The 24,888-nt window shown below is 43.0% G+C and carries 29 protein-coding genes and 1 tRNA gene; 17 read left to right on the forward strand and 13 right to left on the reverse strand.

Annotated features, from left to right (window positions below; genetic code table 11):
• Positions 1–6 precede the first annotated feature (6 nt).
• The 6 genes from lepB to BU202_RS06380 form a co-directional block, all read right to left on the reverse strand.
• On the reverse strand, positions 7–600 hold the full coding sequence (lepB, locus tag BU202_RS06355; RefSeq protein ID WP_075104958.1) for a signal peptidase I: 594 nt from the start codon (positions 598–600) through the stop codon (positions 7–9).
• Positions 601–610: 10 nt separating this feature from the next.
• Entirely contained in the window at positions 611–1,510 is a 900-nt protein-coding gene (rnhC, locus tag BU202_RS06360) for a ribonuclease HIII (RefSeq protein WP_075104959.1), read from the reverse strand.
• A gap of 178 nt (positions 1,511–1,688) precedes the next feature.
• Entirely contained in the window at positions 1,689–2,438 is a 750-nt protein-coding gene (locus BU202_RS06365) for a CPBP family intramembrane glutamic endopeptidase (RefSeq protein ID WP_075104960.1), read from the reverse strand.
• A gap of 36 nt (positions 2,439–2,474) precedes the next feature.
• Positions 2,475–3,341: an RluA family pseudouridine synthase gene (locus BU202_RS06370; RefSeq protein WP_075104961.1), complete on the reverse strand. Its 867-nt coding sequence runs from the start codon at positions 3,339–3,341 to the stop codon at positions 2,475–2,477.
• A 4-nt stretch (positions 3,342–3,345) separates the two neighbouring features.
• Positions 3,346–4,314, reverse strand: a complete 969-nt coding sequence (locus BU202_RS06375; protein ID WP_075104962.1) for an NAD(P)/FAD-dependent oxidoreductase — start codon at positions 4,312–4,314, stop codon at positions 3,346–3,348.
• Positions 4,315–4,399: 85 nt separating this feature from the next.
• Positions 4,400–4,657, reverse strand: coding sequence for a hypothetical protein (locus BU202_RS06380; protein ID WP_075104963.1), 258 nt, complete (start codon positions 4,655–4,657; stop codon positions 4,400–4,402).
• A gap of 152 nt (positions 4,658–4,809) precedes the next feature.
• Between BU202_RS06380 and pbp2a the strand changes: the two genes are divergently transcribed.
• The 8 genes from pbp2a (at position 4,810) to BU202_RS06420 (ending at position 10,595) form a co-directional block, all read left to right on the forward strand.
• Positions 4,810–6,993, forward strand: coding sequence for a penicillin-binding protein PBP2A (pbp2a, locus tag BU202_RS06385; RefSeq protein ID WP_075104964.1), 2,184 nt, complete (start codon positions 4,810–4,812; stop codon positions 6,991–6,993).
• A 48-nt stretch (positions 6,994–7,041) separates the two neighbouring features.
• Complete coding sequence (gene rpmG, locus BU202_RS06390) at positions 7,042–7,194, forward strand: 50S ribosomal protein L33 (RefSeq protein ID WP_075104965.1); 153 nt, start codon at positions 7,042–7,044, stop codon at positions 7,192–7,194.
• Positions 7,195–7,203: 9 nt separating this feature from the next.
• Positions 7,204–7,380, forward strand: coding sequence for a preprotein translocase subunit SecE (gene secE / locus BU202_RS06395; RefSeq protein WP_075104966.1), 177 nt, complete (start codon positions 7,204–7,206; stop codon positions 7,378–7,380).
• Positions 7,381–7,467: 87 nt separating this feature from the next.
• Positions 7,468–8,007, forward strand: a complete 540-nt coding sequence (nusG, locus tag BU202_RS06400; RefSeq protein WP_075104967.1) for a transcription termination/antitermination protein NusG — start codon at positions 7,468–7,470, stop codon at positions 8,005–8,007.
• 72 nt (positions 8,008–8,079) lie between these two features.
• Positions 8,080–9,084: a YdcF family protein gene (locus BU202_RS06405; protein WP_075104968.1), complete on the forward strand. Its 1,005-nt coding sequence runs from the start codon at positions 8,080–8,082 to the stop codon at positions 9,082–9,084.
• A 133-nt stretch (positions 9,085–9,217) separates the two neighbouring features.
• A complete protein-coding gene (locus BU202_RS06410) occupies positions 9,218–9,520 on the forward strand; it encodes a DUF4298 domain-containing protein (RefSeq protein WP_075104969.1) in 303 nt (100 codons plus the stop codon).
• Positions 9,521–9,944: 424 nt separating this feature from the next.
• Positions 9,945–10,130 (forward strand): type II toxin-antitoxin system HicA family toxin, encoded by a 186-nt coding sequence (locus tag BU202_RS06415; protein WP_075104970.1) that lies wholly within the window; start codon positions 9,945–9,947, stop codon positions 10,128–10,130.
• A 60-nt stretch (positions 10,131–10,190) separates the two neighbouring features.
• Entirely contained in the window at positions 10,191–10,595 is a 405-nt protein-coding gene (locus BU202_RS06420; RefSeq protein ID WP_075104971.1) for a type II toxin-antitoxin system HicB family antitoxin, read from the forward strand.
• 169 nt (positions 10,596–10,764) lie between these two features.
• Here BU202_RS06420 and BU202_RS06425 read toward each other — a convergent pair.
• A tRNA-Cys gene (locus BU202_RS06425) sits at positions 10,765–10,835 on the reverse strand.
• Between the two features lie 239 nt (positions 10,836–11,074).
• Between BU202_RS06425 and rpsB the strand changes: the two genes are divergently transcribed.
• Both rpsB and tsf read left to right on the forward strand, forming a co-directional pair.
• Positions 11,075–11,857, forward strand: a complete 783-nt coding sequence (gene rpsB / locus BU202_RS06430; protein WP_075104972.1) for a 30S ribosomal protein S2 — start codon at positions 11,075–11,077, stop codon at positions 11,855–11,857.
• 75 nt (positions 11,858–11,932) lie between these two features.
• Positions 11,933–12,973, forward strand: a complete 1,041-nt coding sequence (gene tsf, locus BU202_RS06435; protein ID WP_075104973.1) for a translation elongation factor Ts — start codon at positions 11,933–11,935, stop codon at positions 12,971–12,973.
• Between the two features lie 190 nt (positions 12,974–13,163).
• On the opposite strand, the gene BU202_RS06440 is transcribed toward tsf, so the two are convergent.
• Positions 13,164–13,733 carry a hypothetical protein gene (locus BU202_RS06440; RefSeq protein WP_075104974.1) on the reverse strand — a complete coding sequence of 190 codons (570 nt, stop codon included), beginning with the start codon at positions 13,731–13,733 and terminating at the stop codon, positions 13,164–13,166.
• Position 13,734: 1 nt separating this feature from the next.
• Positions 13,735–14,079, reverse strand: coding sequence for a conjugal transfer protein TraF (gene traF / locus BU202_RS06445; protein ID WP_075104975.1), 345 nt, complete (start codon positions 14,077–14,079; stop codon positions 13,735–13,737).
• A gap of 486 nt (positions 14,080–14,565) precedes the next feature.
• Between traF and BU202_RS06450 the strand changes: the two genes are divergently transcribed.
• Complete coding sequence (locus tag BU202_RS06450; RefSeq protein ID WP_075104976.1) at positions 14,566–15,024, forward strand: CtsR family transcriptional regulator; 459 nt, start codon at positions 14,566–14,568, stop codon at positions 15,022–15,024.
• A 1-nt stretch (position 15,025) separates the two neighbouring features.
• The gene (locus BU202_RS06455; RefSeq protein WP_075104977.1) at positions 15,026–17,476 is read left to right on the forward strand and encodes an ATP-dependent Clp protease ATP-binding subunit; all 2,451 of its coding nucleotides are present in this window, start codon (positions 15,026–15,028) and stop codon (positions 17,474–17,476) included.
• A gap of 36 nt (positions 17,477–17,512) precedes the next feature.
• Here the strand turns inward: BU202_RS06455 and dusB are convergent, their stop codons facing one another.
• The 4 genes from dusB to BU202_RS06475 all read right to left on the reverse strand — a co-directional run bounded on the left by dusB (position 17,513) and on the right by BU202_RS06475 (position 21,467).
• Entirely contained in the window at positions 17,513–18,505 is a 993-nt protein-coding gene (gene dusB, locus BU202_RS06460; protein WP_075104978.1) for a tRNA dihydrouridine synthase DusB, read from the reverse strand.
• A complete protein-coding gene (gene hslO, locus BU202_RS06465) occupies positions 18,498–19,364 on the reverse strand; it encodes an Hsp33 family molecular chaperone HslO (RefSeq protein ID WP_075104979.1) in 867 nt (288 codons plus the stop codon). Before hslO ends, dusB begins: the two co-directional genes overlap by 8 nt.
• 390 nt (positions 19,365–19,754) lie before the next feature.
• A complete protein-coding gene (locus tag BU202_RS06470) occupies positions 19,755–20,705 on the reverse strand; it encodes a 1-phosphofructokinase family hexose kinase (RefSeq protein ID WP_075104980.1) in 951 nt (316 codons plus the stop codon).
• 24 nt (positions 20,706–20,729) lie between these two features.
• Positions 20,730–21,467 carry a DeoR/GlpR family DNA-binding transcription regulator gene (locus BU202_RS06475; RefSeq protein ID WP_075104981.1) on the reverse strand — a complete coding sequence of 246 codons (738 nt, stop codon included), beginning with the start codon at positions 21,465–21,467 and terminating at the stop codon, positions 20,730–20,732.
• 223 nt (positions 21,468–21,690) lie between these two features.
• Between BU202_RS06475 and BU202_RS06480 the strand changes: the two genes are divergently transcribed.
• Genes BU202_RS06480 through BU202_RS06500 form a run of 5 tightly spaced genes read left to right on the forward strand, consistent with a single transcriptional unit; the run spans position 21,691 to position 24,821 of the window.
• On the forward strand, positions 21,691–22,146 hold the full coding sequence (locus BU202_RS06480; protein WP_075104982.1) for a PTS sugar transporter subunit IIA: 456 nt from the start codon (positions 21,691–21,693) through the stop codon (positions 22,144–22,146).
• A 14-nt stretch (positions 22,147–22,160) separates the two neighbouring features.
• Complete coding sequence (locus tag BU202_RS06485; RefSeq protein WP_075104983.1) at positions 22,161–22,463, forward strand: PTS sugar transporter subunit IIB; 303 nt, start codon at positions 22,161–22,163, stop codon at positions 22,461–22,463.
• A 23-nt stretch (positions 22,464–22,486) separates the two neighbouring features.
• A complete protein-coding gene (locus BU202_RS06490) occupies positions 22,487–23,836 on the forward strand; it encodes a PTS galactitol transporter subunit IIC (RefSeq protein WP_075104984.1) in 1,350 nt (449 codons plus the stop codon).
• Positions 23,826–24,068 (forward strand): hypothetical protein, encoded by a 243-nt coding sequence (locus BU202_RS06495; protein WP_075104985.1) that lies wholly within the window; start codon positions 23,826–23,828, stop codon positions 24,066–24,068. Before BU202_RS06490 ends, BU202_RS06495 begins: the two co-directional genes overlap by 11 nt.
• Positions 24,069–24,821 (forward strand): class II aldolase/adducin family protein, encoded by a 753-nt coding sequence (locus BU202_RS06500; RefSeq protein WP_075104986.1) that lies wholly within the window; start codon positions 24,069–24,071, stop codon positions 24,819–24,821.
• The last annotated feature ends 67 nt before the right edge of the window (positions 24,822–24,888 follow it).

Raw genomic sequence — 24,888 nt, forward strand, 5'->3', positions numbered from 1 at the left:
TTGATTTTAAAAGCCTTGGATACGATTAAATGGGTAGACACGGGAGATGATTTTACCCTTGATGGCCGTTTTTCTAAAGGTTCCGACTTTACGGCTATCTGCTGATACGAGGCGATCGTCTCCTAGGAGATAGTATTGCCCCTCAGGGATTTCGATGGTGAAAGTAGAGTTCCCTTGTGCGTCTAAGGTGAAAGCTGATGCGTCTTGCGCACTCGCCTGAAAGTTTGGGTTATAAGAATAGGTGGATTGGAGCTTGTCTTTGGCAAATGCTGCCTTATACTCTTCCAAATATTTTTCTTTAACTTCCTGGCCATTGACGTAGAGAGTGTCATTTTCATAGTGGATAGTGTCGCCAGGCAGTCCGATGAGGCGTTTTACAATCAATTTTTCTTTGCCAGCATCATCTATCTCGCTTGCGACTACGATGTCAAAGCGGTCAATTTTTCCAATTTTTAGCATGACTAGTGCATCCTTGTCGCGCAAGGTGGGGTCCATTGAATGTCCTTCAACGCTCACCAAACTCCAGATAAATAATCTGGAAAGCAGAATCAGTACGAGAATAAAGGAAAAGAAGCCCCATTCTTTCAAAAAATGTTTCATTGATAAAACCTCATTTACGATGTGATAAAAGCGCTTGTGCCTTTTGGGTATTGGCAAAGTGCAGTTTGGCAGTTTTTTCTAGTCCTGCCATGCCGTATTGGGCAAGGATGTCGCGCGCGACGTAATCAGACTTTTTCCCAGCACCAGAGGGTAGGGAATACCCGATTTCGTGGCTTAATTGGGCTAAATTTTCTAAAAACATGGCACGTGCGATAATGGATGATACGGCGACAGCCAAGTATTTTCCTTCGGCCTTTTCTTCTAATGTGACAGGATTTGGAAAGCGATTGGCTTCTTGAGCCAGGTAGCGATTGTAGTTCTTGCTGCTAGTAAAGGCATCGATGACAATCTGTTCTGGTGCCACTCCCTTTTGCAAAAGCAGGAAAATCGCCTGATTATGCAGGGCAACCTTGACAGAGACCGCATTGTAGCCTCGTTCAATGACCTCATTGTATTTTTTGGGGGTAAGTAGCAGGGCCTGATGCGGAATTTTCTCTTTTAACAAGGGTGCGATTTGGCAGATTTTTTGGTCTGTCAATCGTTTGGAATCATCAACACCTAATGACTTGAGAAAGGCATGGTCGCTTGGAGTGACGAAACTCGCAACGACCGCAAGTCCACCAAAATAAGAACCATTTCCCACCTCGTCTGTTCCAATCATGGGAACCTGCTGCGACAGGTCTTGCTTGGGAGTTGTTTTTTCTGCTTGATATCCCCATTTCTGGGCATGAAGATTAGCGTGTTCTCCCTGAAACATGACCTTTCCAGACTGATAAAGGGTGATGCTGACGCCATCTACCTTGAAAAATGCCTCTACATAGGGATTGTTACTCGGCTGTTGGTAGGCAGTATAGTAGGCCTTGATTTTCTCTTTCTGTCTCTTATCTACAGTTATCACAAGATTGTTCATCTTCTTATTATATCACAAAGAAGCCGAAGTGGGACAATCGGGTGAAAAACAAACACTCCGAGATATCAGTAAATCACAGAGTGTTTGAGGAGATTTTATGAAAAAGAAAAGTTTTTTAGGATAGATACAGTATAGCGCAATAAACTTAAATTTTTCTTAACGATCTCTGAAATCATTCCTAGGGCCAGATTTGCTTGTCTATCAGCCGTTGGATTTGTTTTGGTCGGATGAGAATAAAGGCGATAACCGTGACAAATAGCCAGATGAGAAAGGGAACGAGTCTTGGTTTTGAGGTGGAGTCTGTACCCGCAGTTGCTAAAATGGCAGCAAAGTCAATCATAAAATGAATAAAAATTGTCCACCACAAGCTGCGCGTGCGAATGACAACGGCAGAAAAGTAGATTCCCATTGCCATAGCATAGTAAACCTGAAATAGGGTGACATCAAGTGGTTGAGTACGTAGGTTTCCCAGATGAGCCAGTCCGAAAACCAAACTTGACAGAAGGACAGCTTGCAGGACATTCTTGTAAGAATGCAGCCCGTCTTTAAAGGCGATTTGTAACAGAATGCCACGGCAAATGTACTCTTCCACAAATCCAGCTCCCAGAGCCGTTATCAAGGCAACGGGCAAATAGTTCAGATGTTCTACAAGTCCAAAGACCAACAGAGGAATGCAGACGAGAAAGAGGTAGACAAAATTGATCCAGTTGACCCGTAATTGCTCTCCTACTCCAATACGAGCTTTTAGTGGCATTGTTAAATGGAGAAAGTGATGCCCGACTAGGTAGAAAATACAGGCCAGTAAGCCTGTTTTGATAACATAGTAGGTAGTACCAGTGAAGAAGTAGCTGAGAAACCCCAAGCCCCAATTAGCTCCGAGTAATAGTAGGCCATAGAGGCAGAGTTGTTGCGATGATGTTTTTGTCATCTTGTCTCCTTTAGTCTTATTTATGTTCGGTGATAGCTAGCGATTTCCCAACCCTTGTTCAAAACTACTTGATACTGCCTTAACAGAAATTATCTCAAGGGTAAAAGGGTGAGTAAAGGTGAGCTTGTGGGCATGGAGCATGAGCCTACTAGCAGGAATCGTGCTGTAGAGAGGATCTCCGATAATGGCATATCCGTGATGAGAGAGATGGACTCTGATTTGATGTGTTCGTCCCGTTTCTAACTGGCAGGCAACAAGGCTCGTTTTTCCTAGTGTTTTTAATCGAGTGACATGGGTAAGGGCTGGCTGCCCTTTTTGCGGGTCGACCACTCGTTTGCGTCTGTCATGGCGGTGGCGTCCGATTTTATCTGTTATGGTCTGTGTGTGTTCTGGGAATCGTCCTTGGCAGAGGGCCAGGTATTCACGGAAAATCACCTTGTCTTCCAAGAGTCGATTGAGAATCGGTAGGATAAAAGGATTTTTGGCAAATACAATCGCACCGCTGGTCTCCATATCGAGACGATGCACGACATAGCAGGTTTGCTGGACATAAGCGGACACATGATTGAGCAGGGCGATTTCAGTCGGCTCATTGCCATGGGTCTTCATGCCTTCAGGCTTATTGACCACAATCAGGTGTTCATCCTCATAGAGAACATCGACTAATTCACTTTTCCCCCAAGGAATGGCTTTTTCGGGATAATCTTCCTCATCAAAGATGAGTTCTAGCTGGTCACCTGCCGTAATCGGGCTCTGCCAGTTGATGACTTGCTCGTTTACGCGGACATGTTTTTTGGTGCGCAGGAAATGGCGAATTTTGCGCGGAATCAAAAAGTAATCTTCCAAGGCTTCCTTTACCGTCATAGCGGGAAATTGAGCAGGAATGGTAATGGTATATTTCATAGGCTTACAAACTTGAAGAGTGCTTTGGTTGCACCTTTTCAGCAGGATTGATGAAATGCATGGCGTTGTTAACAGCAGTCGGGGCTTCACCCAGACCCGTTGCAATCAAGTCCACTTTTCCCTCGTAAGAACAACAGTCACCGACCGCATAGATACCCGGGATAGAAGTTTCTTGCTTGCTATTGACGAGAATGCGATGGCGTTGCAACTCCAGTCCCCATTCCTTCAAACTACCGACAGACGATTTGAAACCGTAGTTGACAAAGAGATGGTCAAAGGGCAAGTTCAGGCTTTCATCACTTTTGACCTTGGTCAATTCAATTGCTGTCGCAAGTCCATTTTCTCCTTGAAGGGCTTTAGGAATATAGGGAGTATGAATCGTCACCGTGGATGATTTGAGGGCTTCGACACTATGTTCCATAGCACGGAAGTGATCCCTCCGGTGCACAATTTGAGTGCTTTTAGCGATTGGCTCAAAGGCTAGTGACCAGTCCACCGCAGAATCTCCTCCTCCAAGCACGACCACATGTTGCCCCGCATATTGCTGGATATTGGCCACGTGATAGTGAATGTTTTCAAAGTCCTCCGCATGCTCAAGCTCTAGCGGACGCGGTTTGAAAGCCCCGCCTCCCATAGCGATGATAATAGCCTTTGAAGCATGCTCCCCTTTTGAAGTGGTAATGGTGAAATGCTCGCCTTGTGCAATACCCGTCACGGTTTCATTGAGGCAAATGCTGGTCTCAAAAGGTTCTAATTGCGCAAGGAGATTGTCTGTTAATTCCTGACCTGTCAGACGTGGAAAGGCTGGAATATCCAAGATGGTCTTTTCAGGATACAAAATAGCAGGCTGACCACCCAGTTGGGGGAGGGAGTCAATGATTTTTACCTTAGCTTGGCGTAAATGCGCATAAAAAGCAGTAAATAGACCTACAGGGCCGCCTCCAATAATCGTAATATCATACAGTTCCGTCATTCAAATGCCTCTTTTCAATCAGAATATTTCTATTTTACCACAATCTATGCGCTATCGCTCAAATGAAAAAACAAATGACAATCTGTCATTTGCGATGGTTGCGATGGGTCACTAAAAAGGCAATGCCATAGAGGAGACACAGGACGACAACGCCTTCGAACAGGTAGACAAAGAGGGCAGGATAAATCCACATTTGCGTCCAAGCAAGCCAGCAAAGAACTATCAGGATAATCTTTCCTTTATCAGAGAGATGGCGCTTGAGAAACCATTCTAAAAAATCTTCGTTTGACCTGCCACGAGTTTCACGGTATTCTTGACGGATTTTTTTGAAAGGATGATACATGGGGCTCTCCGTTCTTGTTAGCGCTTTCTTTTTAGTCTACCATAAATTGAAAGGCTTTTCCAGCTCCTACAAGCCGTTTTGAAGGTTCTATCGGGTCGAATGGCGCAAAATGTAGTATAATGGTACAAAATTAAGTAGAAAGAGAGAGGGTTATGGACCAATACGATGTAAGAGAAGATGAAGATTTAGTTGCAGAAGGCCGTCAGATGCGCCGCAGTCGGCGCAAGCCTACCGACCACGAAGCGAAACCCAAGAAGAAATCCCGCATTCCTGAGCCTATTCGCAAGTTTTGGAGAAGATATCAGTTAACCAAGATTGCCTTGATTTTGATGGGGCTACTGGTTTTGACCGTAGGAGGGTATCTCTTTTTCCTTGCTAAGACCGCCAATGTTGGAGATTTACAGGCTGCCTTAAAAGCAACCACAGTCATCTATGACAAGGACGGCAATGAAGCAGGTGCCCTTTCTGGTCAAAAAGGGACCTATGTCGAGCTAGATGCGATTAGCCCCAATTTACAGCAGGCTGTTATAGCTACGGAAGACCGCACCTTTTATAAAAATTCTGGGATCAACTACAAGCGGACCATTCTTGCAATCCTGACCTTGGGACGATCAGGCGGTGGCTCCACCATTACCCAGCAGTTAGCCAAAAATGCCTTTCTGACCCAAGACCAGACCATCAGCCGAAAGGCCAGAGAGTATTTCCTAGCCCTTGAAATCAATAAAAAATACAGCAAGGAAGAGATTCTGACCATGTATCTCAACAATGCCTATTTTGGCAACGGTGTCTGGGGCGTTGAAGATGCCAGTCAGAAATACTTTGGGACATCAGCGAGTCAACTGACGGTTGAGCAGGCGGCGGTGATTGCAGGAATGCTCAAAGGTCCTGAAATCTACAATCCTTACTATTCCCTTGAATATGCGACCAATCGAAGAAATACGGTGCTACAGGCCATGGTAGATGCAGGCTATCTAGATCAGGCGACCGCAGATGCGAATGCCCAGATTGATTTGGCTAGTCAGCTGAATGATACCTACGGAGGCAAGCAGAGCAATTACAGCTACCCGTCTTATTTTGACGCTGTTATGGCAGAAGCCATTGACCGATACGGTCTGAAAGAAAGTGATATTATCAATAACGGTTACCGTATTTACACGGAATTGGATCAAAATTCGCAAGCCAGCATGCAGCTGATTTATGATAACGAATCGCTTTTTCCAGCCTCGAACTATGACGGCTCCTATGCTCAAGCTGCAAGTGTTGCGATGGATCCCAAAACAGGTGGTGTTCGTGCGCTTGTAGGGCGGGTCAATAGTTCGGAAAATCCAACCTTCCGCAGCTTTAACTTTGCGACCCAATCTCAGCGCAGTCCAGGTTCTGCCATTAAACCTTTGGTGGCCTATACGCCCGCCATTGCAGCAGGCTGGTCGATGAACAAGGAACTAGACAATCATACTGAAACCTACGGGACCTATACGCTCCATAACTTTGACTATTCAACTTCCGACACGGTTCCGATGTATCAAGCCTTAGCCGTGTCTTACAATCTACCTGCGGTCGCAACGGTCAATACTTTGGGGATTAATAAGGCCTTTGAATACGGCAAGAAATTCGGTCTCAATATGGACAAGGTCGATCCTGTATTGGGAGTGGCAATCGGAAGCGGTGTATCCACCAATCCCCTTGAAATGGCGCAAGCCTATTCAGCCTTTGCCAATGCTGGAGTGATGAAAGATGGTCACCTGATTACACGGATTGAGACAGCAAGTGGAAAAGTTCTGGTCAAGCACAAGGAAGAAAGCAGCCGGGTCATGGATCAGTCGGTAGCAGATAAGATGACCTCGATGATGCTGGGAACCTTCACCAATGGGACTGGGGTCAATGCCGATGTATATGGTTATACCCTTGCAGGAAAAACAGGGACGACAGAAACCAGCTTTAATCCTAATTTGACCAATGATCAATGGATTATTGGCTATACGCCAGACTTGGTCATCAGCCAATGGGTCGGATTTGAAAAGACAGATGAGCAGCATTACATCGATGGCAATAATTCTTGGATGGCACCAAATGTCTTTCAAACGGTTGCTGCATCCATCTTACCAAATACAGCTGGAACAGACTTTACAGTGGAAAATGCCTATGTTCAAAATGGTATTGAGTCACCAGCTCAACCTGCACCAACCCCAAGTACAGGCAATTACCAAGACCAAATCAAAGATATCAAGGCTCGGGCTCAGAATTTGATTGACCAAACCAAGCAAGAAATTATCGATGCCAAACTTCCACAGCGGGCTAAAACCCTTTGGGATAAATTCAAGAGTTGGTTTGAGTAGTTGCCAAATCTTAGAAAACATGATAAAATAGCAAAGATGGAGGGCTTTATGGCACTGAAAAAAGCAAGCCTAGCGTGTGCAGTTTGTGGATCGCGAAACTATTCGATTAAACTTTCAAGCAATCCTAAGCCGACACGATTAGAAGTAAATAAATATTGTAAACACTGTGGACAGTACACCGTCCACAAAGAAACCAGATAGGAGTTTGTTGTGAAATTTTTAAGCGATACAATACAGATTTTAAAAGGAACAACCTGGCCAACCAAAAAGCAAAGCTGGAGAGATTTTGTGTCTGTCATTCAATACACAATCTTTTTCGTAGCAATTATTTATCTTTTTGACTTAATCTTGTCTAAAGGCATTATCAACCTTATCAATCTTTTCTAGAAAATACTTGCAAGACGAAAATCGCCATGCTATAATGAAGAAAAGGGAAAAGCCTTCGGGCTTTTTTATTATGAAAGGAAGAAAGCTATGTTAGATAGTTTTGATAAAGGCTGGTTTGTCCTTCAAACTTATTCTGGATATGAGAACAAGGTCAAGGAAAACCTGTTGCAACGCGCCCATACCTACAATATGCTGGAAAATATCCTCCGCGTAGAAATCCCTACTCAGACCGTCCAAGTCGAGAAAAATGGCGAGGTCAAAGAAGTAGAAGAAAACCGCTTCCCGGGTTATGTCTTGGTCGAAATGGTCATGACGGACGAAGCATGGTTTGTTGTGCGGAATACCCCGAACGTTACAGGGTTTGTCGGTTCCCACGGAAACCGTTCAAAACCAACACCGCTCTTGGAAGAAGAAATTCGTCAAATCTTGGTATCTATGGGACAAACCGTTCAAGAATTTGACATTGATGTCAAGGTCGGAGACACGGTGCGGATTATCGACGGTGCCTTTACTGACTACACAGGTAAGATTACCGAAATTGATAACAACAAGGTCAAAATGGTCATCTCTATGTTTGGAAATGACACGATTGCTGAAGTGAACTTGAGCCAGATTGCAGAATTGTAGTCTGGACTGAAAAGAGGGAATGCATTCTCTCTTTTGTTTTTATATCGACTATTAGAAATATAAGGAAATAGGATGCTGTTGTATATTTTAACTGCCGTCTTTGTACTGGCTTTTATCATTAGTTTTTTGCGTGATCCGCGCAATCTCCTCAATGCTTTTTTGTTCTTATTTGCGCTGGGCCTTCTGTATCTGTCAGCATTAGAGCTAGCATTTGCGCATTCGGATACGCTTTATATGCTCCTGCTCTTGATTTTTCTGTCGGTGCCCTTGGTGATTGTTCTAGTCGGTATCTTTCTTTTCATCAATGGCTTTATTATTTTGAAAAAAGAAGGAAAATCCCTTGGCAATAGCCTGTCGCTTCTATTGGGGCTAGGCCTTTTAGGCTATATGGGACTGGCATTTTTGGGAATCCAGCATGCAAAGCTCCTCGCGCTTGACTACCCTATTGTCTACTATGTCTTCGTCTATATGAATTTTCTCTTTGTCCTCTTTGCGGTGGTTTTTGTCGCCTTTTTCCTCTATTCCATCTTGTACCACATACTGCCTAAGAAACGAGATTATGACTACATTATCATCCATGGGGCGGGCTTGTTAAATGGGGAGACGGTGACACCGCTGCTTGCTAAACGGATTGACAAGGCGATTGCAGCCTTTGAAAAAGCAGCTAAACCTCATGTTACATTGATTCCAAGTGGCGGTCAAGGGCCTGATGAGAAGGTGTCAGAAGCCGCAGCCATTGCTAGATATCTCCGTGAGAAAGGTATTCCAGATGAGGCGGTTATTTTGGAGGATATGTCACGAACCACCTATGAAAATCTCCTCTTTTCCAAACAATTGACAGATAAAGGGGACAATCCTTACTACCTCTTTGTGACCAATGACTACCATGTTTTGCGGACGAGTTTCTATGCTAAAAAACTAAAGATGAGAGGGGCAGGATTGGGCTGTCAGACTGCTTCCTACTACCTCCCAAGCGCCTTTATCCGTGAATATGTAGCCATCTTACAAAAACTTAAAAGGCCCTTACTCATCTTGTCGATCTTGTTCTTCTTGTTTATGATGCTGAGTTTTTTATAGGAAATAAAAAAATCGGTCTACAGACCGATTTCATCTGAAACAAAAGAGGGTATACTATAATCAATCCTAAATATTTTTCATAATCTCCTTAGAACACTAGCAAATCCGCTAGTGTTTTTGATATACTGATAGTATGAACGATATCAAAAAAATTCAGGAAATGGAAGACATTTTACAGCAGGCAGAGCCTGTTTTGACAGCCTTAGAAAAATCTCTCGAAGAGTTTGAGGATTTCCTTCCGTCCTTGAAGCGCTTATTTGCGTATTATGAAAGTAGCGACTGGCTGCGCCATTACGAGATGGATGAGGCAGGGAAAATTCCGCAGAGTATCTCGCGAGGTGTCCTGTCCCAAGATGCTGTCTACAATCTCATGGTGCGTTATCATGAGCTAATGCAGACCATGAAAGAGTTAGGGAAAGCTGAAGAGAACAACTAAGTTAAAATATCCGACCTCAGACGGATGTATTTGTGATTTATTTCCTTTATACTATAGTCAATCCTAAAATTTTTCATAATCTCCTGCACCAGCCTTGTGCTGGTGTTTTTTATTTCTTTTTTTCGAATAGATAAGCAGGAGGATAAGTTTAAAAAACGATATAGTATATAACTATGAAATGTTTAACATCAGACCTGCTTATCAGAATTGGTGTGCTCAACTTAGCTATAGCACATTTAAAAAAACTTGTCGGACCAACGCAAAAAAATGTAGAGAGTGTTGTCGTCATTGATTGAAGGCTTCGTTTTCAGTTATAACGGACTTTGATAGCAAAATGTTAAAAATATTCGTTTAAAACAAGTGTTTTGTCGACAATTGTTTAAAACAAGTGTATAATATCATTAAAGATAAGGAAAGGAGATCAATGACAGAGCGAGAGCTTAAGAAAATTGCTAGGAAGCAAGGTTTCAGTAAGACCAACTTTGGCAAGGGCTCACATGAAGTTTGGAAACATTCAGATGGACGGATTGTGACGATACCCAAACCAAAGGAAAAAGATTACAGACCTGGTACACTAAACAACATTCTTAAAATTTTGCATGGGGAGTGAGAAAATCCCCCCTTATCCCCTCAAGAGGGCTTACTCTGATTATTGGTTTAATCTAACATTATGAAATACACTTATTTAGCATTATTTGAAGCAGATAAAGAAAACGGTGGATATAGCATTTCTTTCCCTGATTTTCCTGGAGCATTTAGTGAAGCTGATAGCTTGAACGAGGCCATTTTCAATGCTCGGGAAGTGCTTGAAATCTATACTATTATGTTCGAAGATGAAGGAAAAGAATTTCCTAAAGCATCATCATTCAAGGCTCTTGCCGGTAATTTAGCAAGTGACGAAGATGTGATTCAGGCTATTTCAGTTGATACCGAGCTTGTCCGTGAGCGTGAACGCTCTAAGGTTGTCAATAAGACTGTTACACTACCAAGTTGGCTTGTGGAAGTCGGAAAAGAAAACAAGGTCAATTTTAGTCAGCTATTGCAAAAAGCAATCCGTGAGGAATTGCAAGTTTAAGATAGAGTGGTCAATGATGGCCACTTTTTTGTTGCGCGAAAAATAAAATCGTCCGAAAATCGTCCGAAATAATTTCTTTTTTTATCAGTATTTATCCGAATTGGAAATCAAAAAAGCCCGATTTTAAGGGCTTTTCATTCGGTTAATTCCTGACAAATCAGGTACTAAAAGGCGGTAGACGGATTTGAACCGACGATCAAGCTTTTGCAGAGCCGTGCCTTACCACTTGGCTATACCGCCATAACAAATAACATTCTACCGAAAAAAACTGGATTGGTCAAGTGGGAAATGTGCGAGAATTGCATTTATCCTTTTAAACCTCAACAAATCCCTTGCCAAATCGCGGGAAATTTGATAAGATAAGAGAGTTGCAGTAGCAACAAATACTCATCTCAAATCCATTGTGGGCCTGTTGCCGAAAGGTTGGACTGCAAGTTGACGTTTGAGAGAGGAGAAAAAACAAAAAGGAGACATTACTCATGGCAGTAATTTCAATGAAACAACTTCTTGAGGCTGGTGTTCACTTTGGTCACCAAACTCGTCGCTGGAATCCTAAGATGGCGAAATACATCTTTACAGAACGTAACGGTATCCACGTTATCGACCTTCAACAAACTGTAAAATTGGCTGACCAAGCATACGACTTTATCCGTGATGCAGCAGCAAACGATGCAGTCATCTTGTTCGTTGGTACGAAGAAACAAGCTGCAGAAGCAGTGAAAGACGAAGCGATCCGCGCTGGTCAATACTTCATCAACCACCGTTGGTTGGGTGGAACTCTTACAAACTGGGGAACAATCCAAAAACGTATCGCTCGTTTGAAAGAAATCAACCGTATGGAAGAAGAAGGAACATTTGACGTTCTTCCTAAGAAAGAAGTCGCATTGTTGAACAAACAACGTGCTCGTCTTGAAAAATTCTTGGGCGGTATCGCAGATATGCCACGTATTCCAGACGTGATGTTCGTTGTTGACCCACATAAAGAGCAAATCGCTGTTAAAGAAGCGAAAAAATTGGGTATCCCAGTTGTTGCGATGGTTGACACAAACACAGATCCAGATGATATCGATGTCATCATCCCAGCAAACGATGATGCTATCCGCGCTGTTAAATTGATCACTGCGAAAATGGCTGACGCAATTATCGAAGGCCGTCAAGGTGAAGATAGCGTTGAGTCAGTAGAAGCAGAATTGGCAGCTACTGAAGCAGAAGCAACATCAATCGAAGAAATCGTTGAAGTTGTAGAAGGCGACAACAACTAATCACTCGAAAACATCCTAAGGGGCGGGGCTCAGCCCTCCCCTTTTTTACTTAAATATTAAAATAGGAGAAAAACTATGGCAGAAATTACAGCTAAACTTGTAAAAGAATTGCGTGAAAAATCTGGTGCTGGTGTCATGGACGCGAAGAAAGCCCTTGTTGAAGTAGATGGTGACATCGAAAAAGCGATTGAATTGCTTCGTGAAAAAGGAATGGCAAAAGCAGCTAAAAAAGCGGATCGTGTAGCAGCAGAAGGTTTGACTGGTGTTTACGTGGATGGAAACGTAGCAGCAGTTGTTGAGGTTAATGCTGAAACAGACTTCGTTGCGAAAAACGCTCAATTCGTGGAATTGGTAAACGAAACAGCAAAAGTAATCGCAGAAGGCAAACCAGCGAACAACGAAGAAGCTCTTGCTCTTACAATGCCTTCAGGTGAAACTCTTGAAGCAGCTTATGTAAATGCAACAGCAACTATCGGAGAAAAAATCTCATTCCGTCGTTTCGCTTTGATTGAGAAAACAGATGCACAAGCATTTGGTGCTTACCAACACAATGGTGGACGTATCGGTGTTATCTCTGTCATCGAAGGTGGCGACGAAACGCTTGCAAAACAAGTATCTATGCACATCGCTGCGATGAAACCAACTGTTCTTTCATACAAAGAATTGGATGAGCAATTCGTGAAAGATGAATTGGCACAATTGAACCACAAGATTGAACAAGACAATGAAAGCCGTGCAATGGTTGGTAAACCAGCTCTTCCATTCTTGAAATATGGATCAAAAGCACAATTGTCTGACGATGTGATTGCACAAGCAGAAGAAGATATCAAGGCAGAATTGGCAGCTGAAGGCAAACCAGAAAAAATCTGGGATAAAATCCTTCCAGGTAAAATGGACCGCTTCATGCTTGACAACACAAAAGTTGACCAAGCCTACACACTTCTTGCACAAGTATACATCATGGACGACAGCAAGACAGTTGAAGCATACCTTGATTCAGTAAACGCTAGCGTTGTAGCATTTGCTCGTTTCGAAGTAGGTGAAGGAATTGAAAAAGCAGCAAACGACTTTGAATCAGAAGTTGCTGCGACAATGGCTGCGGCTCTTGGTAAATAAGAATGCTAATAAAGAGAGAAACAAGCGTTTCTCTCTTTTTGTGTTTTCATTTTTATGCCAAAACATAGGTATCCCAATACTCGTTTGTACGGTCTGTAAAGAGGGACTTGAGTGTCATGGCGCAGGAATCCACATCGTCTGCTTCAAAGGTAATCTGGTCATGCTTTTGAAAGAGATGGGGAATGTCTGATTAGCGAGGGAACGGAGGTGTTCTTGACTCTTTCCCCATAATCTCATTGTCTTCGATAAAGGCTAGACTTTGAATCTCATTGTGCGCGGTGTGATAGTAAACCGTTGAGGGAAGCTCGTTGAAAAAATCTTCCTTGCTTCCTGTAAACGGACTGATGGCCTCGTGCGTTTCTTTATAGTAATCCAGCAGGAGCTGGCAACAACGATTATAGATGCTACTAGCTTGCTCTGCGATTTGGAAGTCACATGGTTCGGGATTTCCAAGGTAGTCTTGAGCGCTAACGTCCATTTGGTAACATTTTCGCAGGCATCGAAACCCTCCTGACTCTAAAAAGGTGATGCGGGTCTGGTCTGTCGAGTCAAGCATGACCTGTAAAGGCTGCTTGGTATGCTGGCGGATTACTTGAAAAAGTGAGGGTGCAAGGCTTGTATCATACTGCTTCAAATGACACTTTAGGTAAGTATGCTGGTGATGGTAGGGATTTTTGTGGAAATCAATTGTGCCGATACACTGATTTTTATGGTAGATGACCACAGAGTTGGGTTGAAAGTGGACTTGGAGAGCCGTCATATTAGCGGGCCAAAAAGTGACGGATTTCGTCTTCTGTCATGGAGCTGTCACAGCGGACGTGTACGCCCGTTGGACCTGCGTATAAGAGGGCAGGAACGGTGACTGCCTGGTATTGGGAACGCAGTGCTTGTAGTCTAGGGTCTGGATTGGTACTATCTATAAAATACACCGTTAATCCAGTTGCTTGTGCCACGCTGTGGAGTTTAGGTACAAAACGCTGGCAATAGGGACAGGTTTCGCGTCCTAAAAAGAGAATAGTCCCTTCTTGCACCAGTAAGCGTTCTGCTTCTTCTATTGAAATAGTTGTAAAATCTTGTACAAGTTCTTGAAATGAATGGGTAAACATAGTATCTCCTTTCTAAATCTTATGATATAAGAGCGTTAAAAAATCGACAGAAAATTAGGGAGACGGACGAAGAAATTGTATTTCTAGGACGGCTCGTCTATTTTCCGAGATTTTAGCTCGCATTCAAATAACATGATATAAGAGCGTTAAAAAATCGACAGAAAATTAGGGAGCCAGCCGAAGAAACCGCATTTCTAGGGCAGCTCATCTATTTTCCGAGATTTTAGCTCGCATTCGAATAACATGATATAAGAGCGTTAAAAAATCGATAGAAAATTAGGGAGCCAGCCGAAGAAACCGCATTTCTAGGGTGGCTCATCTATTTTCCGAGATTTTAGCTCGCATTCGAATCATTATTACTTATTATAGGAAAAGCTGGTGAGAAAGGCAAGTGATTTTATTGATTGAGGTCTGTTGCTTTTGCTTTTCAAAGTTAGGGATTTACGGTATAATAGTCAAAGATAGTCAGAGAAAGAGGTGGATTCTATGGCGATGAAAAATACATCTGATTATATTGAAGAACATATCAAGGCGATTTTAGAGCAGGTGAGTGTGGCAGAGTTGCGTCGGAGTGAGTTGGCCAGCCGATTTGAGGTGGTGCCGAGTCAGATTAACTACGTGATTAAGACACGATTTACAGCTAGTCGCGGCTATATTGTAGAAAGTAAGCGCGGGGGCGGAGGCTATATTCGGATTGGTCGGATTACCTTTTCGGATAAGCATGAATTGGTCCACGATTTGTTACACAATATGGGAACAGAATTGTCCAGCACAGTCTTTGCGGATATTTTGCAGCTCTTATTTGATGAGCAGTTGATGACAGAGAGAGAGGGCAATTTGTTTCTGGCAGCTGGTACCGATGAGGTCTTAGGACAAGACGCGAGTGTGATTCGGGCACGGATGATGCGACAGATTTTACGCCGATTGGATAGGAAAGAGGATTAGAATGAAATTTTCAAAAGGATTACAACGTGCCTATGAGGATGCGCAGTTAATCGGGCAACGTTATATGTGTGACTACTTAGAGACATGGCATCTTTTATTGGCTTTTGTAATCAACCCGGACACGATTGCAGGGGCTGCTTTGGCGGATTACCCCGCAGATGTTGCGGATTATGAGCATGCGACCTATCTGGTGACCGAGCGTGTCTATCGGGAGGAATTAGAGGAATTTACGCTGTTGCAGAGTTCAAAGCGCCTCGATGAGGTGACTCGTTTTGCTCAAAAAATTGCAGAAGTCGTCAAGGCAAAGCAAGTTGGGACAGAGCATCTCTTCATGGCCATGCTCCTTGACAAGCGTTCGATTGCTTCTCAAATCTTGGATAAGGCTGGCTTTCATTTTGAGGATTCAGATACCAAGATTCGTTTCATCGATTTGCGTAAGAATTTAGAAGCAAAGGCTGGCTTTACGAAAGAAGATTTGAAGTCGATTCGTAGTATCATGAAAGGTGGCAAGACGAATCGTCCTACCATGGCCAATATGATGGGCATGCCTCCAGCACCACAGACAGGTGGTTTGGAAGATTACACACGGGATTTGACTGCCCTAGCGCGTGCGGGACAGATTGAACCAGTCATTGGTCGTGAGGCTGAAATTTCCCGGATGATTCAGGTTCTTTCTCGTAAGACCAAGAATAATCCTGTTTTGGTCGGAGATGCAGGGGTTGGTAAAACAGCGCTTGCTCTAGGCTTGGCTCAACGAGTGGCGGATGGTGAAGTCCCAGCTAGTCTAGCTAAGATGCGGGTCTTGGAACTGGATTTGATGAATGTCATCGCAGGAACGCGTTTCCGTGGGGATTTTGAAGAACGGATGAACAATATCATCAACGACATTGAAGAAGATGGACAGGTCATTCTCTTCATCGATGAATTGCATACGATTATGGGTTCTGGTAGCGGGATTGACTCAACCCTAGATGCGGCCAATATCCTGAAACCTGCTCTTGCCCGTGGAACTCTTCGCACGGTTGGGGCAACGACACAGGACGAGTATCAAAAGCATATTGAAAAAGATGCAGCCCTTTCTCGTCGTTTTGCCAAGGTGACAGTTGAAGAGCCTAGTGTGGCAGATAGTATCGCCATTTTGCAGGGCTTGAAGAAGGCTTACGAACGCCATCATAAGATTCAGATTACAGATGAAGCGGTTAGCACAGCGGTAACGGTTGCCAAGCGCTATTTGACCAGTAAAAATTTGCCAGATTCGGCTATTGATTTGCTCGATGAGGCGAGTGCGACGGTGCAAAATCAGCAAAAATCAAGCGGTCGGCAGTCTGAATTATCCGCAGCAGATCAGGCGCTCATGGCTGGAAAACACAAGACAGTCAGCCAATTATTGATCAAGGAATTGGAAGCAGAAAACCAAGAAATCCTAGGTGATGCCCAAGTGACTGAAGCAGATGTCTTACTCACGCTCAGCCGTTTATCAGGTATTCCAGTTGCCAAGTTGAGTAAGACGGATGTCAAGAAATATTTGAACTTAGAAACGGAACTGCACAAGCGCGTGATTGGACAGGATGCAGCCATTTCTGCAGTCAGCCGTGCTATTCGCCGCAATCAATCAGGGATTCGTACAGGAAAACGTCCGATTGGTTCCTTTATGTTCTTAGGACCGACAGGGGTCGGAAAGACAGAGCTAGCAAAGGCCTTGGCAGAAGTCCTGTTTGATGATGAGTCAGCCCTCATTCGCTTTGACATGAGTGAGTATATGGAAAAATTCGCAGCCAGCCGTTTGAACGGTGCCCCTCCGGGCTATGTCGGCTACGAAGAAGGTGGCGAGTTGACCGAAAAAGTACGGAACAAGCCTTATGCGGTCTTGCTCTTTGATGAGGTCGAAAAAGCCCATCCAGACACCTTCAATATCCTCTTGCAGGTCTTGGATGATGGGGTTCTGACCGATAGCAAGGGGCGGAAGGTTGATTTTTCAAATACCCTCATTATCATGACCTCAAACCTTGGAGCGACAGCCTTGCGGGATGATAAGACGGTTGGTTTTGGTGCGCTTGATCTGTCGCAGAGTCAGGAACATGTGGAAAAACGGATTTTTGAAGAATTGAAAAAGGCCTACCGACCAGAGTTTATCAATCGGATTGACGAGAAAATTGTCTTCCATAGTCTGACTGCTCAAGACATGCAAGAAGTGGTGAAAGTGATGATTCGTCCGCTTCAAGCCGTCATGGTTGAAAAAGGCATCCAGTTCAAGATTCAACCATCAGCGCTGAAATTGTTGGCGCAAGAAGGCTATGATAGAGAAATGGGAGCGCGTCCGCTCCGTCGTGTGATTCAAACGAAAGTGGAAGATCCACTAGCTGAAATGTTACTGCGTGGAGAATTACAGGCAGGGGATACGCTGAAAATCGGTGTTAAAGCTGGAAAATTGCATTTTGAGACAAATCGCTAATGAAAACAATAAGAGATTGGGAAAATACCCAATCTCTTATTGTTTATAGGCTTCGCGTGCTTGGTTAAATAATGCTTCGACTTCTTCGACAGATTCGGCGCGGGCAACTGCTCCGCGGATTTTAGCCGCACCAGCTGTTCCACGTAGGTAGTGAGGAGCAAGGCCACGGAATTCACGCACGGCGATGGTTTCCCCCTTGAGGTTGACCAAGCGAGTGAGGTGTTCAAAGGCGATGTTGAGCTTATCGTCAAAACTCAAATCAGGCAAGATTTCCCCTGTTTCCAGATAGTGATTGATTTGCTCGAAGATATAGGGATTTCCCATGGCGGTGCGCCCAATCATGACGGCATCTGCGCCGACTTCTTCCATCCGTTGTTTGGCATCTTGGACAGTGCGAATATCGCCATTTGCGATGAATGGAATCTTGGTCAGGGCTTTAGCTACCTTGCTAAGGGTGTCCAAATCGACAGTTCCAGTATACATCTGTTCACGAGTACGACCGTGCATGGCAAGAGCCGCTACACCAGCACTTTCTGCGGCAAGGGCATTTTCAACAGCTAGACTTGGGTCTGCCCACCCTGTCCGCATTTTGACAGTCAGAGGAATGTCAAGAACAGAGCTTACCTGCTGGATGATGTGGTAGATTTTGTCTGGATCTTTGAGCCACTTGGCACCAGCTTCATTTTTGATGACCTTGTTGACAGGGCACCCCATGTTGATGTCGACCATGTTGGCCTTGGTATTTTTCTGGATAAATTCTGCGGCGCGTGATAGTCCGTCCGCATCGCCACCAAAGAGTTGAATCGACATTGGGGCTTCGTTTTCCTCAATGTGCAACATGTGCAAGGTTTTTTCGTTGTTATAGAGCAGTCCTTTTTCTGAAATCATCTCCATCACCACGAGTCCTGCGCCCATTTCCTTAGCGATGGTACGAAAGGCAGAGTTGGTGACGCCAGCCATAGGGGCTAGGACTGTTCGGTTGGGGATTTCGACATTTCCAATCATAAATGGGGTATTGAGATTAGCCATTGATGAGTTCCTCCAAGTCGTTTTCGTCAAATTGGTAGTGGGTTTGGCAGAATTGACAGGTAATTGCCGCTCCCTGATCTTCTTCTTTCATTTCCTCTAGGTCTGTTTTTGGCAGACTCGCAAGAGCAGTTAAGAAGCGTTCTTTTGAGCAATCACAGGTGAAGCTGACAGTATCTTCAGACAAGCGCTTGAAAGGCTGGTCACCATAAATGGCCTCAAGGACGGCCTCGATATGGTTATCCGACTCAAGCAGGCTAGAAATGGCAGGCATGGTTTGAATTCGTTTTTCAAACTGTGCAATTTCCGCCTCTGTCGCACCAGGTAAGACCTGCACGAGAAAACCGCCTGCAACCTTGACCTTGTCTTCTTCATCAAGCAAGACATTGAGACCAACTGCTGATGGTGTTTGCTGGCTTTCTGTCAAGAAGTAGGCAAAATCTTCACCAATTTCCCCTGAAATCAAGGGTGTCATGGAGTTGTAGGGATGTCCCATACCATAATCCGTAATCACTAAAAACTGCCCCTGACCGACCAGAGGGCCTACGATAACTTCACCCGTTGCCGTTTTTTTCAAGTCAATGTCTGGATTTTGAATATAGCCCTTAACGTGACCGTGGGTGTCTGCCACGCTAATAATGGCACCAAGAGAGCTGTTGCCGAGGATCTTAAGGGTGATTTTGGTGTTGCCCTTTTCATTTGCGGCAAGCATCTGGTTGGCAATTAAGGTGCGACCTAGGGCAACCGTTGACGAAGCCATGGTATCGTGCTTTTCTTGAGCTGTCTTGACTGTTTGCGTACTATCTAATACAAAGGCACGAAAGTGCCCATTTTCGGAAATTGTTTTAATCATTTTGTCCATAAGAATTATTATAGCACAACAGCGTCAAAATGCCAGCAGGTTGGGTTTGGAAGCTCATCTAAAAACGGTTTGGGGTATCAAAAAACAGGGAGTGGGACTCAATCGTGATTTCGTAGAAATCGATTTTGTAGACCTCGCTTTCTAATTTTTAGGCTCGGGTATCAACAGTCACTCCCCTGACTGTCAATACCCCGCAAGTTGACTAGCTTTCACAATCAAGAATTGTGGAAGGTTGGAAATAAGGCTAGCGAACAATTCTTCGCTAGCCTCTTCTAATAGAATGTTGATTTATCAACGTTTTACAAACCAGACAACTACTGCGCCAAACTGTTAAAACTATGAAACGTAACGAGGCAAGTGACTTTTGCCCAGCCTCTGTAAAATAAAGGCTTATTGAATTGGTTTGATGATGACTTGATCAAGGAGTTGTGAGACAACCTCGTTTTTGGCAATCCCCACACCTTGCTCCATAGCGTTAGCTGTGCCGCTAGCTATAGCGTAGCGAATCACCATTTCATCGCTCATTCCATGTTCAAAAGCATAGATTGCTCCTGCAACAGTAGAATCGCCTGAACCAGTCGGATTGACGAGCTCGATACTAGGCGCAGTGACGTCGTATAATTTGCCGTTGAATTGGGCGATTGCTCCTTGTTCGCCGCAGGACACCAAGGTGTATGGAACAGGAATAGGATTGGTTATTAAGTAGTCGAGCACTTGTTGTTTATCACGTACGACTTGACCGATCAGCTCGGAAAATTCATCTATATTTGGTTTGATGAAATCAGGTTTGTAGAATGAGTCATTTACGATGAGGTGGAGCGACTCTTTGGAGAAATCTGCAAAGATTTTCGTGGTTGTCGGAAGTTTTTGTCTTAAAAGAGCAATTAAATCGTTATAGAAGTAAGGGTCATCTGAATGAACAGAGCCATTGAGTGAGATAACTCGTGGTTTTTCTTTTGTTGCGAGTTTTATAATGGTATCAAATATTTCCATTCTGAGCTCAGGGCTTGATACTTTTGGTCCTGCCTCTACAATTTCGGTATGAACACCATCGTTATGCATGATGGTAATCGAATGCCGTGTCTCATCGTCTATAGATAAAAAGACGGGGTGAAAGGTTTCTGTTTTGAGTAGCTCTTTAAAGAAGACACCTGTCTTGCCGCCTACGAGTGCTAGTGAGGTCGCTTGGATTCCTAAATAGGAGAGCGCGCGTGAACAGTTAATGCCTTTTCCGGCAGCCATAATAGTTGAATGTTGAAAACGATTATGAGCGGCAAGAGAAAAGTTTTTTTCAAAATAAAGTAGATCAACAGATGGATTTAATGTAACAATTAGTACCATATATGATTCCTTTCTCGATAAAGACTAGTTGATAATTTCGGTATACACTCCGTAGTAGTCTTTGATCTCGTCTGAAATATCTTTATCGGTGATAATCGCTGTCAGACGGTCTAATTTTCCAAAGATATATGAATCACTATTCCCAAATTTTGAATGATCTGCTAATAGGTAGGTCTCCTTGGACTGATTGAGAACCACCGATTGCAAGCGTCCTGCAGTTGGGGAGAAAGTGGTCATGTTTTCATCAGTAATTCCATTTGTTGCAAGGAAAGCGTAGTCGATTGAGAAATCAGTAATCAGTCGCTCGGCATGCTGTCCATGGAATTCTCCTGTTTTTGCATAAAATTCTCCACCAGTTAGTAGAACGTTTTCAAAGTGGTTTTCAATTAACCAATTAAATGTAATCAAACTATTAGTGATGATGTGCTTGTGATCATTACGGAGATGTTTTGCCAGAGCAAGAACAGTTGTTCCAGCTCCTAAGTAGAGAACGCTTTTAGGGCGTATCATATTGGCCGCAAGGACGGCGATATACTCTTTTTCTTTTGTAAAGAGCGTCATCTTTTCATAAGTTGGTTTGATGCGAATGGCTTTTCGTACACCACCATGTTCTTTGATAATCTTTTGTTCTTTTACGAGCTCATTGATATCACGACGGATGGTCATGACGGAAACCCCTAATGATTGAGCGAGTGTTGTGTAAGAAATAATCTCAAATTTATCTGCTAGTGCGAGGATTTCCTTCTGCCGATTGGCTTTCATATAGTTTCTATTCCTTTCTTATATTCAGACACTTTAAGACTATCATATCATAAAAAAACTAGATACAAAAACAAATGGTATGGTAGATGTTTTCTCTAAAAAAACAAAAGTTTAACAAAGAAATCAAAAAAACATCATTGAAAGCGTTGACAACATCTAAAAAATAACTTATAATCAAATTATAACAAAAGTTTAACAAAATGTTAACAAAAAGAGGTGAAAAATGTATAAAGATATGTTGCAAGCTGATTTGGTAAAGTTGGATTGTAATGTTTCTAACCATGTTGATCTGTTTCAATTAATTGGAAAGGAGCTAAAAGAAAAAGGATATGTAACAGATCAGTATGTGGAGGCGTTATTGGAGAGAGAACAGCAATTTCCAACAGGCCTAAAGACAAAATTTGTCAATATTGCAATTCCTCATACCGATCCGCAAGTGATTGAAAAACCGTTTATTTTTATTGTAAAAAATAGTACCCCCCTCGATATGCTCCAAATGGGAGATAATTCCGAGATGACGTGTTGCTATTTCATGTTCCTAGGAATCAAAGATCCTACAGGACAGGTAGGTCTACTTGCAAAGCTGATGGAAATTTTTTCACAGGAAGCATTTGTACAGGAATTTGTTCAAACAACAACAGATTTGGACATGTATCAGTTAGTAAATCATTATTTATAAAGGAGTCCATTGTTATGGCTAAAAAACTTATTGTCGCATGTGGTAGCGGAGTGGCAACTAGTACTACCATTGCAGAGAAAATTAAATCACGCTTTGAAGATGATAACATTAGCTATCCTGTTGAAGCGGTTGATTACAAATCAATTTTAAACGAGCTACCTCAAGCAAGTATCTATGTCTACATTGCAAAACCAGAAACAGAAGTTCTGGAAGAAGCAGAGCGTCTAGGTGTAGCGGTATTTCCGGGTGTACCATTTTTAACTGGTATGGGTGTAGATGGTGTTTATGAAGAAATTGTAGCCGCAACAAAAAAATGATGCGTTGAGAGGAGTGAAAAATTATGAGTATCTTTAAAGATGTCATTCAATGGATTTTGAATTTAGGATCAGCTATCTTTGTTCCCTTGATTATTCTAGTTTTAGGATTATTGGTTGGAATGAAGGTTAAAAAAGCATTTATTTCAGCTATTACGCTAGGGGTTGCGTTCACAGGAATGGGCATGATTATTGGATTCATGTCTGGAGCGGTATCGCCTGCCTCTGAAGCACTCGCCTTGAATACAGGTATTTCTCTGCCAGCCTTGGACTTGGGTTGGACAGGTGCCGCTAGTATTGTATGGTCTTGGACCTTTGCCTTCACATTCTTTGCTGTTCAAATTGCGATTAATATTTTAATGCTCAGCTTTAACTGGACCAAAACATTGAATGTGGATATGTGGAACGTTTGGGGCAAGGCTCTTACGGGCTACCTCGTATATTATGTGAGTGGAAAATTGTGGGCTGGTTTCCTCGTAGCAGCTCTCCAAGTTGTCCTTGAGTTGAAACTTGGCGATATGTTCCAAAAACATATTGAAGATTTGACAGGTATTCCAATGGTGACTGTTACACACTGTATGAATTTATCGGCTGTATTCATGTTGCCAGTGAATAAATTGATGGATAAAATTCCATTCTTGAATAAAAAAGCAGATACGGACTCTCTCCGTAAGAAGATTGGTATCTTCTCAGAAAACTCTGTGATGGGCTTCATTATCGGGGTGTGTCTTGGTTTTGCAGGAGCGTATACTGTCTCTAATTCCTTGAATCTAGGGATTCAGGTTGCAACAGCGATGGCCCTCTTCCCAATGGTCAGCAAGTTGTTTATGCAATCTCTCTCACCACTTGCGGATGCCATGTCTGAATTTATGAAAAAACGCTTTAATGACCGTGAAGTGTATATCGGAATGGACTGGCCGCTACTCGCGGGTCGTTCAGAAGTTTGGGTAACTCTTATCTTGATGGTACCATTCTTCATTGGTTATTCGTTGATTTTACCGGGGAATACGGTATTACCAATTGCAGGTGTATTAAACTATTCTATCGCAGTCGGTGGACTTTTGCTGACCGGTGGTAATTTGGCACGGATGATGATTTTAGGTGTTATCTACCTACCACTCTATCTTTACAGTGCAACATACTTTGCACCGATTTTAACAGGTCTAGCAAACCAGACTGGCGCTGTTGATGTAGAAAAAGGGAAATTAATCACTTGGTCTACGATTGAAGCACCAGAACTGCGGATATTATTTGCCGAAACCTTTAATGCCAATGTGCTTGCGATTGGAGGGGCGGTGTTATTCCTTGTCTTGTTCGTATGGTTGTATAAAACAATGATGCAACAAGAAGTACCGTCAAAACGTTATGAAAACTAAAAAAGCCTTTTGGCTAATGCTATTGTTGGTTGCTGTCATCTTGTTCTTGCTTGGTCTCAATACGGGTTACTATCTCTATAATCTCGTAGCGATTGTGCTAAGTTTTATCGTCTATCGCAAAGGATACGATGAATTATTTAAAGAATATGATGACAGTCAAAAAGAAAAACGTGAAACAGCAGAAAAAATTTATGCTGCCTTACGCCAAGGAAAAAAGAAAGGGGAAGAGTAGATGACGAGTGGAAAAATTCTATTTTCAGAAGAAAGAAAGGCTCTCGCAGATGCGGTATATTTAACATATCACCGTAAGAATACAAATACAGCTGGAGGGAATTTCTCCTTCAAAACAGTTGATAAAAATGGTAAGGAATACATTATCATGACACCGTCAATGATGTCAGAGGCTTACCATGGAAAGATTAGTCCATCACAAGTCTTAGTTGTGGATTATGATACAGAGGAAGTCGTTGCTGGTGAGGGGAAAGTAACGCGTGAGATTAACATGCACTTTGCTTGCTATCGTACAAATCCTGACATCAAGTGTGTTTTCCATGCGCATGCACCAAATGCTATGTTCTGGGCAACGAGCCATCTGGACATGCCAAATGTGACAGAGTCAACGCAGAAAGTAGAATATATCAAGGTCTTGGATTTTGCTCCAAATACGACACCTGAATTAGCAGAAATTGTCCGCCAAGAGTTGTTGCATTCAGATGGCAAACTGCCGAAAGAATACCTGCTCGATAGCCATGGGGTATTGATTTTAACGCCGGGTGCTGATGGAGAAGAGGCCTTAAACAAAGCTCTTCAAATTCTTGATACAGTCGAGTGGAATGCAGAAATAGCATATAAACAGACCATTTTCCAAAAATTAGGTATTTTGGATGGCTACTATTCAAAAGGCCGTAAAATCGGAACCATTGATGATTTAATTCATCACAGACCGATTTGGAATCATATTGAACAAGATGAAGGATATGAATAAGTAGACATGAGAGGGAGAGGCTGGGAGAAAGACCAGCCTCCTTTTGGTTGTAAATAAGCATAGAGGA

The sequence above is a fragment of the Streptococcus cuniculi genome (assembly GCF_001921845.1).
Classification (GTDB): domain Bacteria; phylum Bacillota; class Bacilli; order Lactobacillales; family Streptococcaceae; genus Streptococcus; species Streptococcus cuniculi.

Bases quoted from the DNA above. Each gene is read 5' to 3' on its own strand.
- lepB (WP_075104958.1), bottom strand. From the start codon at position 600: ATGAAACATTTTTTGAAAGAATGGGGCTTCTTTTCCTTTATTCTCGTA.
- rnhC (WP_075104959.1), bottom strand. From the start codon at position 1,510: ATGAACAATCTTGTGATAACTGTAGATAAGAGACAGAAAGAGAAAATC.
- BU202_RS06365 (WP_075104960.1), bottom strand. From the start codon at position 2,438: ATGACAAAAACATCATCGCAACAACTCTGCCTCTATGGCCTACTATTA.
- BU202_RS06370 (WP_075104961.1), bottom strand. From the start codon at position 3,341: ATGAAATATACCATTACCATTCCTGCTCAATTTCCCGCTATGACGGTA.
- BU202_RS06375 (WP_075104962.1), bottom strand. From the start codon at position 4,314: ATGACGGAACTGTATGATATTACGATTATTGGAGGCGGCCCTGTAGGT.
- BU202_RS06380 (WP_075104963.1), bottom strand. From the start codon at position 4,657: ATGTATCATCCTTTCAAAAAAATCCGTCAAGAATACCGTGAAACTCGT.
- pbp2a (WP_075104964.1), top strand. From the start codon at position 4,810: ATGGACCAATACGATGTAAGAGAAGATGAAGATTTAGTTGCAGAAGGC.
- rpmG (WP_075104965.1), top strand. From the start codon at position 7,042: ATGGCACTGAAAAAAGCAAGCCTAGCGTGTGCAGTTTGTGGATCGCGA.
- nusG (WP_075104967.1), top strand. From the start codon at position 7,468: ATGTTAGATAGTTTTGATAAAGGCTGGTTTGTCCTTCAAACTTATTCT.
- BU202_RS06405 (WP_075104968.1), top strand. From the start codon at position 8,080: ATGCTGTTGTATATTTTAACTGCCGTCTTTGTACTGGCTTTTATCATT.
- BU202_RS06410 (WP_075104969.1), top strand. From the start codon at position 9,218: ATGAACGATATCAAAAAAATTCAGGAAATGGAAGACATTTTACAGCAG.
- BU202_RS06415 (WP_075104970.1), top strand. From the start codon at position 9,945: ATGACAGAGCGAGAGCTTAAGAAAATTGCTAGGAAGCAAGGTTTCAGT.
- BU202_RS06420 (WP_075104971.1), top strand. From the start codon at position 10,191: ATGAAATACACTTATTTAGCATTATTTGAAGCAGATAAAGAAAACGGT.
- rpsB (WP_075104972.1), top strand. From the start codon at position 11,075: ATGGCAGTAATTTCAATGAAACAACTTCTTGAGGCTGGTGTTCACTTT.
- tsf (WP_075104973.1), top strand. From the start codon at position 11,933: ATGGCAGAAATTACAGCTAAACTTGTAAAAGAATTGCGTGAAAAATCT.
- BU202_RS06440 (WP_075104974.1), bottom strand. From the start codon at position 13,733: ATGACGGCTCTCCAAGTCCACTTTCAACCCAACTCTGTGGTCATCTAC.
- traF (WP_075104975.1), bottom strand. From the start codon at position 14,079: ATGTTTACCCATTCATTTCAAGAACTTGTACAAGATTTTACAACTATT.
- BU202_RS06450 (WP_075104976.1), top strand. From the start codon at position 14,566: ATGGCGATGAAAAATACATCTGATTATATTGAAGAACATATCAAGGCG.
- BU202_RS06455 (WP_075104977.1), top strand. From the start codon at position 15,026: ATGAAATTTTCAAAAGGATTACAACGTGCCTATGAGGATGCGCAGTTA.
- dusB (WP_075104978.1), bottom strand. From the start codon at position 18,505: ATGGCTAATCTCAATACCCCATTTATGATTGGAAATGTCGAAATCCCC.
- hslO (WP_075104979.1), bottom strand. From the start codon at position 19,364: ATGGACAAAATGATTAAAACAATTTCCGAAAATGGGCACTTTCGTGCC.
- BU202_RS06470 (WP_075104980.1), bottom strand. From the start codon at position 20,705: ATGGTACTAATTGTTACATTAAATCCATCTGTTGATCTACTTTATTTT.
- BU202_RS06475 (WP_075104981.1), bottom strand. From the start codon at position 21,467: ATGAAAGCCAATCGGCAGAAGGAAATCCTCGCACTAGCAGATAAATTT.
- BU202_RS06480 (WP_075104982.1), top strand. From the start codon at position 21,691: ATGTATAAAGATATGTTGCAAGCTGATTTGGTAAAGTTGGATTGTAAT.
- BU202_RS06485 (WP_075104983.1), top strand. From the start codon at position 22,161: ATGGCTAAAAAACTTATTGTCGCATGTGGTAGCGGAGTGGCAACTAGT.
- BU202_RS06490 (WP_075104984.1), top strand. From the start codon at position 22,487: ATGAGTATCTTTAAAGATGTCATTCAATGGATTTTGAATTTAGGATCA.
- BU202_RS06495 (WP_075104985.1), top strand. From the start codon at position 23,826: ATGAAAACTAAAAAAGCCTTTTGGCTAATGCTATTGTTGGTTGCTGTC.
- BU202_RS06500 (WP_075104986.1), top strand. From the start codon at position 24,069: ATGACGAGTGGAAAAATTCTATTTTCAGAAGAAAGAAAGGCTCTCGCA.